Below are 14,605 nucleotides of genomic sequence, written 5' to 3'. Positions count from 1 at the left end.
CCCAGTGTGGCCGTTCACCCTCTCAGGTCGGCTACGCATCGTCGCCTTGGTGAGCCGTTACCCCACCAACTAGCTAATGCGCCGCAGGCCCATCCGTAAGTGACAGATTGCTCCGCCTTTCATTATCTCGCCATGCGGCAAGATAAATTATCCGGTATTAGCTACCGTTTCCGGTAGTTATCCCAGTCTTACGGGCAGGTTGCCTACGTGTTACTCACCCGTCCGCCGCTAACCATCAGAGGAGCAAGCTCCTCATCAAATCCGCTCGACTTGCATGTATTAGGCACGCCGCCAGCGTTCGTCCTGAGCCAGGATCAAACTCTCCAATAAAGATGGAAGGATCTACTCTCCCGAAGGGGAGTGGCTTTCCATCAAAGTGTTTGACTTGCTCATTTAGAAAAACTGACGAGAAAATTAATTCTCATTTTAATACTCACTCGTTGTTCAGTTTTCAAAGATCAACTTCGTTCATTTTGTCGCATTTTTGTTTCAGCAGCGACCTTTATAATATATCATGTTTGCCTCGTTTAAGTCAAGAACTTTTTTCAAGTTATTTAGCAAGCTCGCTTTCAAACTTGATTTTGCGAATCTTGTCTTTCAGGGGCGAGATATAATGTATCACAGAAACAACGCGACAGTCAACTATCTTTGCGCAAAAATAAACTGACAAAATATTGAACCTAATTTTTCAGGCCCAATACCGTATTTCCCGGCCTTCTCCCCGTCGATCTCCAGGCACTGCTACCGTCTGCTTGACTAAGGATCTGTATACCAGCTTTCTTATGACCATCGGAAGTTCTTCCTTAACATGAGCCATTTCAGGTAATGCTATTAATTCCTGAATACTCCAGGCCTCTCTCCGGCTCCCCAAAATCCGAAGCAACGCAGAGCAACAGTCTTCCATCCGGGACATCACAAAAAATTCGCACGCAAGCAAAACCAATTCAACGCGCTGTTCGAGCGTCTCTTTACTGTCGGTAAGTTCGTCGAACAATTTGTGCACCACCGTATTAAAAGAACGGAGTTGTTCCCAAACGCTGTGTTCGGGAGCGATCCCTTGATCGATTAACTCGATACGGGCGTAATGCTTAAGCGTCTGCAATACACTGTAGTAAGCATCCATAAAATCCCGTTCGCGAGTATATTGCTTCGCTTCCACATAAGTCCGCAAAAACTTGGCAAACTCCTTCAACTTCAGCCGCTCTCTCATACTGTTCCCTAAAACGGTCAGTTCATTGCGCAGCGTCGTCACTTCTCCTCCCACATCCCAAATTACTTCGCCTTTCATAAAACACTTTACGATTTCACGGTTTTCTCCTTCAATAACCCATCGCTGCAATTCGTTTTTTCCGATGTAGCGCATTTGATACTGTATATTTCCGCTCATACAATGTTCTATCTGAAGGCCATCGATATCCTCATCCTCGCAAACGACCAGCACCAGAAGCTCGAAATCATGCAAAAGCGAACCGTTGAATGAATTACCGGCATGGCGGTAACCCACCGCTCCGATCGCTCGATGACCGTTCTTCTCTTTATTAGTAAAAGAAAAAAAGGTTGGTTCCACGTTACCCTCCTACCTTGGCGTAATTCTGCCAATTCGTTATAATATAGTTCTACGCTTCCATGAAGTTTCCTTCTTTCAATTTTTATCGAAATAAATTTAAGAATTGAGGTTTTTCCAATATGTTCTTTAAATCCAGTAAAATTAGTGAATTCCGCTTATGGGGGTTGCTGCTTACAATGGCCGGGATGGGGCTTATGGTGCTCGGGACCGCCGGAATCGTTTTCTGGGGCCACTCGGGCAAAATTGTTGCCGGTATCGGACTGGTCATAGGCCTCATTGCAATGATGGCCAGCCTCGCGATATATTTCTGGGCCGGTATGCTTTCAACCTCGGCTGTTCAGTTGGAATGTCCCGAATGCCACAAACTAACGAAAATGCTAGGCAAAACGGACCGCTGCATGTTTTGCAAAACGATATTGACCTTGGACCCGACACAAGCGACAATTACGGCCAAAGAGGTAGAGGAGCAGCAAGCTCAGGCAAATCAATGACCGGTGCGGACAGTCACCGGTTAGCACAAGATAGAAAAAAACGGTTGGACAAGGCATTCTTGTCCAACCGTTTTTTTATTGAGCGATTTCCTTCAGCACTTCCCAGGCTTGTTCCGAAGCAAATCCCCGGGTCCAAGTGGCAACACCGGCGAGATCGAGGGACTGAGCCAAATCTACGCGCCGGTTCAGCGAAACTGCATCTTCCAGCCAAATCCGTTTGAGCGCCCCGTCTTCCTTGTATTCCACATAGTTTTGTCCGGTCTCTTCCGACAATTTCGGGGTAAGTTTCTTCTCTTTAATGATTTCCTCCGCTTTTTTCATTCCGATCGCTTTGGATTTCACTTTGGTTTGGCCCTCCTCCACCGTCTCCGTCCAAACTCGGGTGTATAGCGGAATTCCAAGAATCAATTGATCCGGGGATACGCCGTCTTCCTCTATAATTCGGGTAACGGAAGAACGAACCCATGGAAGCGAAGCAACGGAACCGGCAACAGGGCTCGCAGCCCAGTGTTCGTCATAGGCCATAAGAACAATATAGTCAACGGTCTCGCTGAGCGCTCTCCGGTCCAGGAAGGCCGACCACATTTCACTGTTTGATTTTGGCGTTACGTCAATGGACACCACTAACCCGTATTCCATAGCAAGTGGTCTTAGTTCCCTCATAAACTGGGTCAGATTAGGCCCGTCTTTGGTGTATACATTCTCATAATCAATGTTAATGCCGTCCAAATCATACAACTTCGCATAATGAAGCATCTGCAATATGGTGGTCATGCGATTTTCGAAGCTGGACAGCGCTTTTGTCGTAAGATCGGGTTCAAAGCTGTTGCTGAACAATCCCCACACCTGCATACCTTGTCCGTGCGCCCATTTCACGTAGGCGGGGTCAGCCTTGCTTTTCAGATTACCGTTTCCATCAATCAGCGAAAACCAGGTCGGACTAACGACATTCACTCCAGGCAGCTTCCCGATGGATGCGGGCTTGGGCGCAATCTGATATACCGCTTCCCAAGTCATGTTAATCTTTTTGGCCTGCCACTTTTCTTTTGCAGGAGACAGCACCGGCGCAAGTTCCGGAACAACTCTACTCTCCCCGGCTACGGTATCCTTTTGCTTCACATAACCCATATAACCGTTATAAAGCTGAACATAATACCAATCATCCAGAGTTTCCAAAATCCGCAATTTCGTGCCGGGCTTCATATCTTTTAAAATCGGAGAATGAATGCTGTTTCCCTCACGCAACGGGATAGTGGAGTCTTTTTTGCGGGAGGATTCCCTGACACTGACATGTTCCAGTTTTTCGCCAGGCTTCATCAATACTACGGCGCCGGAGGCCTCATCTTCATGAATCTCCATGCCATAAAGCTCTTCAAGCAAATGAGCGGGTAAATAAAGGACCTCGTTCTTTTCCTCCGGGGCGAACCGAAGAGTTACTGGTTTGTTGTTAATTTTCCCCGTCTTATTATCCGTTTTCAGCAAGACCAGCTTTTTGGGCGTAGTTAATATGACGGATTGGGTATCCTGCTCATATCTGATGTTAGGGTCGACTACAGATTGAATGATCGGAAGCGGAAGTTTAAGACCATCCCCTTCCCCGATTGCCGTACCCTCCAATAATTCGCCTTTCATAAAAACAGGTTTATCGTAAATTCCGATCCAATCAGGATCAATATGTTCACGGTTCGGCAAAAATTGAGTGGAAAAAATATAGGCGCCCGCAATGATAAGAATCAGGGCAAACCACCATTTCCCGCGGCCTCTTCGCCTGCGTCGTCCATGTCTGTTTTGTCTGTTGTTCAACGGCTCTACCTCTCTTATTAAAAATAAAGACGTGAAGAATTCCCGGAGGAATCCCGCACGTCTCCTTAGACCCGCAGGTCAATTTCAATTAATGATCACGGCAAGTTTCGCAGACCCCGTGGAACTCCATACGGTGTCCATGTACAACGAAACCGGTCATTTCCTCCGCTTTCCGTTCCACCTCCGCCAATGAAGGATACGAAAAGTCTTTAATTTTGCCGCACGCCTCGCAAATGATGTGGTAATGGTCCGAGACATCGGCATCAAACCGGCTGGAATTGTCACCGTAGGTCAGTTCGCGAACCATATCTGCTTCGATCAGCATTTTGAGATTGTTATAAACCGTAGCCACGCTCATATTTGGGAAACGGGGCTCCAAGGCCCGGTAAATTTCATCCGCGGTCGGGTGTCCCATCGATTCCAAAAGATAGGTAAGAATGGCATGGCGCTGCGGCGTAATGCGTACACCGTTATTTTTCAATTGATCGAGTGCATGCTGTACGCGAGTAGCCATAAAGTCCACCGCCTTAAATATTACAAATTAGAATCCTTACAAATTTATTGTACGTTTATAATAATTCTTTTGTCAACGAAGTAACACCCTGTACAAGGCGAGATTGTTTCCAAAAAAAACGAATTCAGCTTTTGGTCACAATTAAGTTGCTGTTGCCATCCACCTTGATTTGATACTCTCCGCTGCCGGATACGCCATTGATTTCTTTATTTTCCACGATAAACGGCAAATCCGTTCTAATATCTCCATACCCGCTGGAACCTTCAAGCGTGTAGTCGCCCGTATCCGGAATCTCCAGTTGCATTTCGCCCACCGCGCTGTACACGCTCCAGTCTCCGCCGATTTCTTTTGTCGAGATTTGAATTTTCCCGTTGAGCGATTCAGCCTGCAATCCGGCGGCGACTCCGTCGATTTTGACATTGCCGTTTTTCGTGTTTGCCTTAATATCGCCTTCCGCATTGACCAGGGAGATATCGCCAACCATCGTGGACAGGGAGGCGTCTCCGCTGATCCCTTTTGCTTTCAGATTGCCGCCCTGGGTGTCAACGCCCACATCCCCAAAGACGCGATACAATTCCGCATCCCCGTTTAACGTCTTGGCCGACACATCACCCACTACGTCCCACATACGCAAGTTTCCATTTCCGGTCTGCAGCTTGATTTGCTTCAAGGCGCGCACTCCGGTCAGGGTGATTGAGCCGCTTGATGTGCTGATATCGATATCCAGAAAGCGGTTCTCCGGCAAAATGATCGTAAGATTCACGCGGGGATGACGCTTGCCGGAAGCGCTATAAGTCTGGTCTTTAACCGTAACGGCCAGCGTTTTTCCAATGGAGGTATCAACTGTGGTTTTCTCGGCGACTTCCTCGGCTTCCTCCATGGGGATCTGGTCAACCCATACGGTCGCATGAATGGCTACGCCTTCGATTTCAGCCCGTCGGATGTCTATGTTTCCGTTAACGCCGTCGATTTTGATCTGTTCGGTGTCCAAATCAATCGGAACCTCGAGGCTTGGTTTCTCCGTATGAAACCCTTCCTCGCTGCCGAAATCCGAGCCTGACGCCGCCAGATCAAGGCTGACGCGATTCCATAAGTGCAGATAATGATCTTGCTGAGTAACCGCAAAGACCGAGACTCCGATGCATACCGACAATAACAAGCCCTTCATGTCCACCCGTAATCGTCGTTCGGGACGCAAGGTGTGCCTGCGGTTACGGATCAACACCAAAATATGCTCCACTCCGCCCAACACCAAAATAAGCGGCCACCATTTGCGCAAAAGCAGAATCAAATCTTGTCCCGAAATCCGGTCAATCAGCAGTAAGACTCCGACTGCGATGATCAGGAAGGATGCCGTGAACCGCCCCGTCCGGAGGAAGCGTCGGCGGCATTCCCGCCACATAAAAATCAGTCCGGTCAATATAAGGAAAGCTGAAACTGCGTAGCCGGATGACCAGGCGATAAATCCCTCAAGCCACGGCGGCTTTTGACGGAACAAGAAAATAACCGCTCCCCCGAACATCAACAAAAGGCCCGCAAGAACGCCTCTCGCTACACCCGATCCAGGTACCCCGCCTTTCGAAACAGATTCCTTCCCTTCATTTTCCGTTCCCGCACGTTTGAGTTTCGCATTGATCACATCGGTAGATTGCAGTACGTCATAAATGCTATAGAAATAGGTGGAGGGGATCAGCAATCCAAGTAAAATGAGCAACGGCACATTGATCCCGCCTCGGACCGAAGAAAAATAAATCAATGCCGACGAGTCCAGAAGAATGAAATAGATCAGAGCCGCACCTTTTAAAAACATCTTTAAATAGAGATGGCCCAAGCCCGGAAAGATCGCCGAGAGCAGGCAAGCTATAAACTTGCGTTTCCTCCGTCTTGGCTGAAATCCCTTCGTTCTGGCTGCAAGCTGCAAAGCCTGCCTGTTCTGCAATTTCACGGGTGTCTTCAGCATCGCCATCTCCTTTCCGCCAATTAGAGTCATTATATTCTAGTATAATAATACCCCATAAACCACTCATCTGTAATGGAATGAACTGGGCAAAATCTCCTGTCGACATATAAAGGGAAAAAAACACACCTCCCCTCAACCCCTTAGGATTAAGTGAAGGTGTGCCGGTCTACTCACGATTATAGCGATACACGGTAAGGCTTGCCCCTGCAGCAGAGCTTACGCTCTCTCCCGGAACGAAACCGAATTTCCGGTAAAGAGATACGGCTGGTGCATTAAGCGTTCCCGCGGTGACAACGAATGATCTCATTTTAGGGTGACTATCGATCACGTACTTCAGCAGCGAAGCTCCGATTCCCTGACGTAAGCGACTCGGGTGGATCATCAGCCTGGTAATCTCCAGGCAATCCGGTGAGGTCGACGGGGCTGTAACGATTGCACCTAGCAGCTCCCCGTCTTGAGATACCTCTCCGTAAAAATGCTCTCCACTGCTTCGGATCGAATCAAACGTCTCGGGCAGAGGCGGATATTCCGTCAAGCCTATCGCGGCCGCTTCCAAACGATAAGCCACGTGCTGCAGGCTCCACAGCTGTTCCACCATATCATGGTCCTGCAGCGACAATCTTTCGATCATCCCTGTTTTCCCCCTTGGGTGAGATACCGATCCTCTTAAAGCTAGTCTTTTAACACATCAACGAGCAGTTTGTTGACAAGACCTGGATTGGCTTTGCCCTTACTCTGCTTCATCACCTGGCCGACCAGGAAGCCGATCGCCTTGTCTTTGCCCGCTTTATAATCCTGAACGGAAGCCGGATTGTTCGCCACGACTTCCTTAACAATCGCCAAAATGGCGCCTTCATCGCTGATTTGCACCAGTCCCTGCTCTTCAACGATCTGCTGCGGCTGCTTGCCGCTTTGCAGCATTTCTTTGAAGACCGTTTTGGCGATTTTGGAACTGATCGTCCCCTTTTCGATCAGGTTGATCATTTCACCAAGGCCTTGCCCGGACAGCTTCACTTCCGCAAGCTCCAATCCGTTGCTGTTCAAATACCCCAGCAAGTCGCCCATAATCCAGTTGGATACGGCCTTCGCGTCCGACGTGTACCCCAGACTGCTCTCGAACAAGTCCGCAAGCGGCTTAGAGGACGTAATCACGCCGGCATCATAATCGGGAAGCCCGTATTCCGAGGCGTAACGCGCTTTGCGCGCATCCGGCAGTTCCGGAATGGAGGCTCTGATCCGGTCCTTCCACTCCTGGTCAATATGAATCTTCACCAGATCCGGATCCGGGAAATAGCGATAATCATGCGCTTCTTCTTTACCGCGCATGGAGAACGTTTTGCCTTGGGCCTCGTCCCAGCGGCGAGTCTCCTGAACCACTTGTCCGCCGTCGTCCAAAATTTCCGCTTGGCGATACTGCTCATACTCCAATCCGCGCAGTACCCCGCGGAAGGAGTTCATGTTTTTGAGTTCGGCCCGAATGCCGAATTCCTTCTGACCTTGAGGACGAAGGCTGATATTCGCGTCACAGCGCATCGAGCCTTCTTCCATTTTCACGTCCGATACATCGCAATATTGCATGATGGCCCGGAGTTTCTCAAGATAAGCCCGTGCCTCTTCCGGCGAAGAGATGTCCGGCTCGGACACGATTTCCACCAGTGGCGTTCCGACCCGGTTGAAATCGACAAGAGACGCATATCCGCCGTCGACGTGTGTCAACTTACCTGCATCTTCCTCCAGATGCAGACGGGTAATTCCGATCCGTTTCGTCACGCCGTCGACTTCGATGTCGATATAACCGTTCTCTCCGATCGGCTGATCGAACTGCGAGATTTGATAGGCTTTGGGTGAATCGGGATAAAAATAGTTTTTCCGGTCGAATTTGCTGACATCGCCGATCTGGCAATTCAGGGCCATCGCCGCTTTCATGGCATAATCCACGGCCTGGCGGTTCAGCACCGGCAATACCCCGGGGTGTCCAAGACAGACCGGGCAGGTATGACTGTTGGGAGGTGCACCGAATTCCGTGGAACAGCCGCAGAAGATTTTCGTCTTCGTATGCAGCTCCACATGCACTTCCAACCCGATTACTGTTTCATATTTGGATGTTGACATGTTGACCCTCCTGTAAATATTTCATTACAACGACGGGCGTTGTTTGTGATGGTCCGTATGAGCTTCATACGCATGGGCTACCCGGAGAAGATGACTTTCGCCGAAAGGCTTGCCGATGATTTGCAGGCCAACCGGAAGTCCATCCGCAAAGCCGCAAGGGACACTGATGGCTGGAACCCCGGCCAGGCTGACCGGAATCGTTAGAATATCGTTAAGATACATCGTCAGCGGGTCGTCAACCTGCGATCCGAGCGGGAAAGCGGTCGTCGGCGCCGTTGGCCCGATAATCACGTCATACTTTTCAAAGGTCTGGTCAAAATCGCGTTTAATCAGCGTGCGGACTTTTTGCGCTTTTAAATAATACGCATCATAATATCCGGAGCTCAGCGCGTACGTACCAAGCATGATACGGCGTTTCACTTCCGGTCCGAAGCCCTGGCTGCGCGATTCCAGGTACAAGTCCAGCAGGTTGCCCGAGTGGTCTGCGCGCACGCCGTAACGAACGCCGTCAAACCGCGACAAGTTCGAGGAAGCTTCCGAAGAAGCCAGCAAGTAATAAGCAGCAACCGCATATTCCGTATGCGGCAGAGATACCTCTTCCCAAACGGCGCCCATGCTTTCCAGCACTTTCAGGGCATCTAAAACTGCAGCTTTCACTTGCGGATCGACGCCTTCCAGGTATTCCTTCGGCACCGCGATCCGCAGTCCTTTGACATCCCCCGTCAAAGCCGCCAGATAGTCCGGTATGTCAACATTCGCGGAAGTCGAATCCTTGTGATCATGACCTGCGATGGCCTGCAACACATAGGCGGAATCTTCGACGTTTTTCGTAATCGGTCCAATCTGATCCAGCGAGGAGGCAAAGGCCACCAATCCGTAGCGGGATACCAAACCATAAGTCGGCTTCAAACCAACTACACCGCAGTAGGATGCAGGCTGGCGGATGGAACCGCCCGTGTCGGAACCCAGTGTGAAATAAGCTTCTCCCGCGGCAACCGCGGCGGCCGAACCGCCGCTGGATCCGCCAGGAACGCGGTTTAAATCCCAAGGATTACGCACCGGATGAAAACTGGAGTTTTCGTTGGATCCCCCCATGGCAAACTCGTCCATGTTCAGCTTGCCGATCGTTACGGCTTCCGCCTGCTTCAGTTTCGTTACTGCGGTCGCATCGTATATCGGATCATAGTTGCTTAGAAACTGGCTCGCGCACGTAGTCCGCAATCCCTCCGTCACCATGTTATCCTTGATTCCCGCAGGCAAACCGAATAACAACCCGCGTGCTTCTCCGCTGACCAGCTTGTTGTCGAGCCGGGCCACTTCTGCCCGTGCCCCTTCCTCATTCAGCGTCAAATAAGCGCCAACACGACCATCCCGTTCCGCGATTTTGGCAAATGCTTCGCCAACCAAATCGGTGACAGACAACTCTTTCTTGCTGAGCCGATTATGTATTTCCTGCAAACGCAAATCAAACAGCGTCACTGCCGCATCCTCCTTTCAAATTGTGCAAAAGTGTCTTCTTCCTCGTCTATTCCAGAACTGCAGGTACTTTGAACTGGCCGTCCTCTTCGTCCGGCGCATTCCGGAATACTTTCTCCTGCGGCAGACTCTCGTGCACTTCGTCCTCGCGCATGACGTTGCTAAGATGCAACACATGCGTCGTCGGCTCTACGCCTTCCGTGTCCAATTCGTTCAATTTCTCCGCATATTGTAAAATAGCGTTCAACTGCTCCGTGAACATTTCCCGCTCTTCGTCAGTTAAGTTCAACCGGGCCAGCTTGGCCACATGTTCCACGTCCTTAACCTGAATGCTCATTTGCTCGTTCCTCCTTCGTTCGTCCCTGACGGGACCTTAACTTGTCCATTCTAACATGACGTTTCGGATGAATAAAATTATATTGTAGAATGGGATGGAGTTCAATCCATTAACGCGAAACAAGACGAAAGCCGCTGGTGTTTTCCAGGCCATTTCAGCTTTAAACAGCGAATAGGCCACCGATGGAATCGGCAGCCTATCGCTTGGGGTTGGCCTAAGATGTAGTATGTTCCGCATCATACTCGCCGGAAAGCTTTTTCAGCGAGTCGATTTTACCATGGGGGTGCTGCTCCTGCTTCCGGGCCTTCCAAGCTGCTTCTTTTCTGCGCTTCTGCTGGCTCATCTAAGGTAGCCTCCTCTGGAGATACGTCATGTACTACAAGCATTAGATTGCAATATATCGCAATGATTCATTCAGGAGACCGAAAAAAAAGAACCGGCATCGCCGGTTCTTTATATCCACGCTCGCAAGTTCACCTGCTTGATGAACTCCGCCTGAGACAAAACTTCCTTTGTTGGTTCCATCTGTTCGTCCGCATCATTATTCTCGCCATTCAATACATGCAGAAACAGCTTTTCATTATGCGTTGCCAGAGCGTAATCGATGAGCGCTTCCTGGGTAGCCCGCTCCGCTTCGTACTCCAGGAGCAGTTCCTCGGATTCCACATCATCCGAAGGGACATAATAATTCCGTCCTGTCTTCGGAGCACGGATAACGTAATCAAACGCATTATCCGGATTACGGTCATAAGCAATAACGTACCCATATTCCCCAACAGGAAGATTCTGCTCAAAGGCATCTCCGACGATTACAACTCTCTCTCCCAACTGCAGCATCGTCTACCTCCCTGATATAATCAATAAGTTATTTTACTATCCTACTAAAAAAATCAGAGATGGGCAACAATTTGCTTGAAAGAGGAGTTCTCAAAGGATCCAGAGACAAGTTGTCCCAGCCGATCTGATCCTGAAGCCGTACTTGGAAGTGATGATCATCAACGCCGCACCGACGGCAACATTCAATCCGAAATGCCCTGTCGGCGCAAGCTCCAGGAAGATGCAACAATAAACAGCACACATAACATCAGAGTTATGGCTACCGGTAAAACAGGATTGGTCGGGGCCAGAGGTCCGGCCAGATGTGAGCCTGCTGCCGTCAAAAGACGGGCCGGACTCCAAGCCAACCAGGATGGAACAAGGCTATGTGCCAGCGACAGCACGCCTATCAACAGCAGCGTCACCACCGCGGCCGCACTGCCGCGAAGCAGCGTACTGCACAGGAGCGTAAGCGAAGCCGCGAAGGAGAACCAGATTAAATACAGTCCTCCTGCCGCCAAAGCCTCCCGCCAAGGCACGGTCCCCTGTAATAACGAGGTATAGTACCAGGCCGAACCGTAGCTGAGAACAAACGAAATGACGATCAGACTGAAATAACCAGCCCATTTGGCGAAGACAAATTGAATCGATCTAACGGGACGCACCAGAATCAAAGCCGCCGTTCCGCCGGAAAGCTCGCCCGCCACCATATTCATACCGGCTATGACGATCACCAGTATGCCGATCAGACTGTATTGGCTGAGCACTTTCAACATCACTTCGGAGGGTCCCGGAACCGGGAAACTGTCCAGCAGTTCCGGGGGAAGATCCCCGGTAGCCTGGAGCAGGTCCGGCAAATAATAGGAAGTCAGCGGTTGCGTCACTCCCAGCAGCACAAAGACGACCGGAATCCAAAGCAGCTTGTAGTTTCGGATCATCTCCATAATTTCTTTACGGTACATCAACAAGGTTACTTTCATGAGCCGACCACCTTCATAAACATATCTTCCAGCGAAGTCGCTCCCGCTTCAAAGCGAAGCAGCGGCATAGTCTTGCTGCCGGCTTCCTTCAATATGACTTCCCGCGCCGTTCCCATATCCGAGACAGTCAGTAATGCCGTATCGCCCCGTATCTCAAAATCTTTGACAAAGCTTCTGCCTTGAAGCGAATGAAGCCAGGCCATCCCTTGTCCTGTCGGATCACCCTCCACTTGAATCGTCAGCAAAGGCTGACGGTATTTGGCTGAAAGGTCGGCAAGATCTCCATGCTCAACGATTTCGCCGTTTCTGAGCATGATGATCTCATCGCAAACCTCCTCGGCGTCATGAAGAACATGCGTCGATAATAGGATCGTAGTCTCTTGCCGCAATTGCTGCAGCAAGTCCATCACCTCGCGCCGGCCCAGCGGATCCAAGGCGGATACCGGCTCATCCAGCAGCAACAGCCGGGGACGATGCACCAAGGCCTGAGCCAAACCAAGCCTCTGCTTCATCCCGCCGGAATAGCCGGAAATGCGTCGCCTTGACGCCTCGCCAAGACCAACCCTCTCCAGAATCAATTCCGCCTCAGCCGCTGCCTGTTTTCCGTTCATTCCGCTCAACCCGGCTGCGTAAACCACGTACTCCTTGCCCGTCATCCAACCGTAAAAGGAAGGATGCTGCGGCAAATAACCGATTTGATTGCGCGAAGAGATCTCCGATGTTCCCTTTCCGTCGATCGTTACGCTTCCCGAGGTAGGGGACAACAGCCCCGCAAGCATCCGGAGCGTCGTCGTTTTCCCTGCGCCGTTGGGACCGAGCAGGGCGGTGCAACCGCCTTCTTCCAGTTCAAAGGAAATTTCCTTTACGGCGGCCCGTAAGCCGAATTTTTTCGTTAAGCGGGATACATTAAGCCTACTCATCCGTGTTCCCTCCTGCCGACCGCAAAGTAGGTAATGCTTCCGACTATGTTTCCAAACAGGATAACGAGAACCCAGACCCATTTAGGCCCCCTTATCGACTGAGGGGCCGCTTTAGCCAAAGAGATCAGGCCGATCAAAGCAAGAATCAACTGCAAAATCACAACAGGCAATATAAGACTCCATAGAATGTCCATGTACTTTCCCCATTTCTTTCGTAATATCGCCATGGATTACTCACCCGGCGGCTTCCCGTCCTTTCTTTTTTTGCGGAACTCCGGTATAAAAACTTCAACCAGCAAATATACAATCAACGGAGTCGGGACGTTAAAAATACCCCAGAGCCCCCAAAACCACGCCCACTTCCCTTTTCCCCGCTTACGGGCATCCCTGAAAATCCACATGCCCTGCGTAAGCAGCATCACAGCTAATAAAACCCACAGTCCCCAAGGAATCGACACCTGGTTCATAACGATTTCTCCTTTCGGAATAGAACGGCTATGGCCACTACGCCCAGAGCCACTGCCATCCCCACCCCTTGGACGATGACAAATAGATATGGCACCTTATAAGCAAACAGGCCTCCGCCACCGATCACCGCCAATGAAATTAAAAAGAAAATCAAGCTATCCCTTCTGCTCAACCGTTTCTTCTCCAACCAAGCAGCTTCTATTCTCTGCTCCCAGGCGTTCTCCGACAGATCACTAATTGGCTGAACAACCCTGTCCAACCGGTTCCATTCTGTCATTAACTCCTCGAGAAGCCCCTCTCCCGATTCATCATGAATCCCTTTATCCTTCATGCCGCCCAACCTCCTTCCGCAATTCGCTGAGTCCGCAGGATACGCGGGATTTTGCCGTGCCCGACGGAATATTCAGCATAGAACCGATTTCATCGTAGGTATATCCGTAATAATGCTTAAGCAGAATGGCAATCCGTTGATCGGTTGGCAAACGGAACAATTGCTCCAGCAGATCGGTCCACGACTCCTGTTGATTCTCGTAGTGCCAGCGCAGCTTCCGGGCGCTTTCTTCCTGTTGCATCCAGCTTTTCTCCCGCTTTTTTCGCCGGGTCTTATCGATAAACAAACGTGTGCCGATCGTGATCAGCCAAGAAGAGAATGATGAGGAACCATCATAACGGTCGATCTTCTCCATGCACCGCACCATCGTATCCTGAGCCAGATCTTCAGCAGCCTTCGGATCCATCGTTATTTTCACCAAATACTTATACACGAAGGAATAATGCTCATGCATTAGCGAAGCGAGGGCCGCGGAATCCCCTTTTTGAGCTTGCTGGACCAGTACCTGTTCCCTTTCCTGTGACATGTCACACCCCTCTTGTTTCCGGTAAACATATGTATTACGACTGAGACGATGAAATCGTTCAGACTAAAAAAAAAAAAATAAGTACTTATGCCGCATCGCCTGCCTCCAAGTCGATCTGCTGCCGTCAGTACCCATTTCCTATATGTATCACTCTTGTCATTATTCGGCTAAACATGCATGAATATCTCTCCTGATTGCAAAAAAGACAAAAAAGAACGCAAACCGGGATGATTCCACAGCTTGCGTGCTTCGCAAAGGTTACAAATATTTAATGACTTGATTTTAGCAAAGCAAAGCGTCCTTG

17 protein-coding genes and 1 rRNA gene are annotated in these 14,605 nt (G+C 50.0%); 1 reads left to right on the top strand and 17 read right to left on the bottom strand.

What is annotated here, in order from left to right:
- A 16S ribosomal RNA gene (locus tag ACLB09_RS23715) occupies nt 1–330 on the bottom strand; the annotation flags it as partial.
- A gap of 358 nt (nt 331–688) precedes the next feature.
- Nucleotides 689–1,567, bottom strand: a complete 879-nt coding sequence (locus tag ACLB09_RS23710; RefSeq protein WP_410772304.1) for a nucleotidyltransferase-like protein — start codon at nt 1,565–1,567, stop codon at nt 689–691.
- A gap of 119 nt (nt 1,568–1,686) precedes the next feature.
- Between ACLB09_RS23710 and ACLB09_RS23705 the strand changes: the two genes are divergently transcribed.
- On the top strand, nt 1,687–2,058 hold the full coding sequence (locus ACLB09_RS23705) for a YgzB family protein (RefSeq protein ID WP_410772303.1): 372 nt from the start codon (nt 1,687–1,689) through the stop codon (nt 2,056–2,058).
- A gap of 75 nt (nt 2,059–2,133) precedes the next feature.
- Here the strand turns inward: ACLB09_RS23705 and ACLB09_RS23700 are convergent, their stop codons facing one another.
- The 15 genes from ACLB09_RS23700 to sigY all read right to left on the bottom strand — a co-directional run bounded on the left by ACLB09_RS23700 (nt 2,134) and on the right by sigY (nt 14,301).
- The gene (locus ACLB09_RS23700; protein ID WP_410772302.1) at nt 2,134–3,861 is read right to left on the bottom strand and encodes a glycosyl hydrolase family 18 protein; all 1,728 of its coding nucleotides are present in this window, start codon (nt 3,859–3,861) and stop codon (nt 2,134–2,136) included.
- An 88-nt stretch (nt 3,862–3,949) separates the two neighbouring features.
- A complete protein-coding gene (locus ACLB09_RS23695; protein WP_410772301.1) occupies nt 3,950–4,375 on the bottom strand; it encodes a Fur family transcriptional regulator in 426 nt (141 codons plus the stop codon).
- A gap of 124 nt (nt 4,376–4,499) precedes the next feature.
- Nucleotides 4,500–6,335 (bottom strand): DUF4097 family beta strand repeat-containing protein, encoded by a 1,836-nt coding sequence (locus tag ACLB09_RS23690; RefSeq protein ID WP_410772300.1) that lies wholly within the window; start codon nt 6,333–6,335, stop codon nt 4,500–4,502.
- Nucleotides 6,336–6,501: 166 nt separating this feature from the next.
- Nucleotides 6,502–6,966, bottom strand: coding sequence for a GNAT family N-acetyltransferase (locus ACLB09_RS23685; RefSeq protein WP_410772299.1), 465 nt, complete (start codon nt 6,964–6,966; stop codon nt 6,502–6,504).
- Nucleotides 6,967–7,007: 41 nt separating this feature from the next.
- Nucleotides 7,008–8,447, bottom strand: a complete 1,440-nt coding sequence (gene gatB / locus ACLB09_RS23680; protein WP_410772298.1) for an Asp-tRNA(Asn)/Glu-tRNA(Gln) amidotransferase subunit GatB — start codon at nt 8,445–8,447, stop codon at nt 7,008–7,010.
- A gap of 24 nt (nt 8,448–8,471) precedes the next feature.
- Nucleotides 8,472–9,926 (bottom strand): Asp-tRNA(Asn)/Glu-tRNA(Gln) amidotransferase subunit GatA, encoded by a 1,455-nt coding sequence (gene gatA / locus ACLB09_RS23675; RefSeq protein ID WP_410772297.1) that lies wholly within the window; start codon nt 9,924–9,926, stop codon nt 8,472–8,474.
- 46 nt (nt 9,927–9,972) lie between these two features.
- Nucleotides 9,973–10,260, bottom strand: coding sequence for an Asp-tRNA(Asn)/Glu-tRNA(Gln) amidotransferase subunit GatC (gatC, locus tag ACLB09_RS23670; RefSeq protein WP_410772296.1), 288 nt, complete (start codon nt 10,258–10,260; stop codon nt 9,973–9,975).
- A gap of 214 nt (nt 10,261–10,474) precedes the next feature.
- Nucleotides 10,475–10,603: a DUF6254 family protein gene (locus ACLB09_RS23665; protein ID WP_410772295.1), complete on the bottom strand. Its 129-nt coding sequence runs from the start codon at nt 10,601–10,603 to the stop codon at nt 10,475–10,477.
- A 110-nt stretch (nt 10,604–10,713) separates the two neighbouring features.
- Complete coding sequence (locus tag ACLB09_RS23660) at nt 10,714–11,097, bottom strand: ATPase (protein WP_114499021.1); 384 nt, start codon at nt 11,095–11,097, stop codon at nt 10,714–10,716.
- A gap of 182 nt (nt 11,098–11,279) precedes the next feature.
- The gene (locus ACLB09_RS23655; protein ID WP_410772294.1) at nt 11,280–12,056 is read right to left on the bottom strand and encodes an ABC transporter permease; all 777 of its coding nucleotides are present in this window, start codon (nt 12,054–12,056) and stop codon (nt 11,280–11,282) included.
- Nucleotides 12,053–12,976, bottom strand: coding sequence for an ABC transporter ATP-binding protein (locus tag ACLB09_RS23650; protein WP_410772293.1), 924 nt, complete (start codon nt 12,974–12,976; stop codon nt 12,053–12,055). Before ACLB09_RS23650 ends, ACLB09_RS23655 begins: the two co-directional genes overlap by 4 nt.
- The gene (locus ACLB09_RS23645; RefSeq protein WP_410772292.1) at nt 12,973–13,203 is read right to left on the bottom strand and encodes a PLDc N-terminal domain-containing protein; all 231 of its coding nucleotides are present in this window, start codon (nt 13,201–13,203) and stop codon (nt 12,973–12,975) included. The genes ACLB09_RS23650 and ACLB09_RS23645 overlap by 4 nt, the downstream gene beginning before the upstream one ends.
- 3 nt (nt 13,204–13,206) lie before the next feature.
- Nucleotides 13,207–13,443, bottom strand: a complete 237-nt coding sequence (locus ACLB09_RS23640; protein WP_410772291.1) for a hypothetical protein — start codon at nt 13,441–13,443, stop codon at nt 13,207–13,209.
- A complete protein-coding gene (locus ACLB09_RS23635) occupies nt 13,440–13,775 on the bottom strand; it encodes a YxlC family protein (protein ID WP_410772290.1) in 336 nt (111 codons plus the stop codon). Before ACLB09_RS23635 ends, ACLB09_RS23640 begins: the two co-directional genes overlap by 4 nt.
- The gene (sigY, locus tag ACLB09_RS23630) at nt 13,765–14,301 is read right to left on the bottom strand and encodes an RNA polymerase sigma factor SigY (RefSeq protein ID WP_410772289.1); all 537 of its coding nucleotides are present in this window, start codon (nt 14,299–14,301) and stop codon (nt 13,765–13,767) included. The genes ACLB09_RS23635 and sigY overlap by 11 nt, the downstream gene beginning before the upstream one ends.
- Nucleotides 14,302–14,605: the final 304 nt, after the last annotated feature.

The sequence above is a fragment of the Fontibacillus forbon genome (assembly GCF_046559655.1).
Taxonomy (GTDB): Bacteria; Bacillota; Bacilli; order Paenibacillales; family Paenibacillaceae; genus Fontibacillus.
Note: the sequence above shows the minus strand (reverse complement) of the source record. Positions and strands in the feature narration are given on the sequence as shown.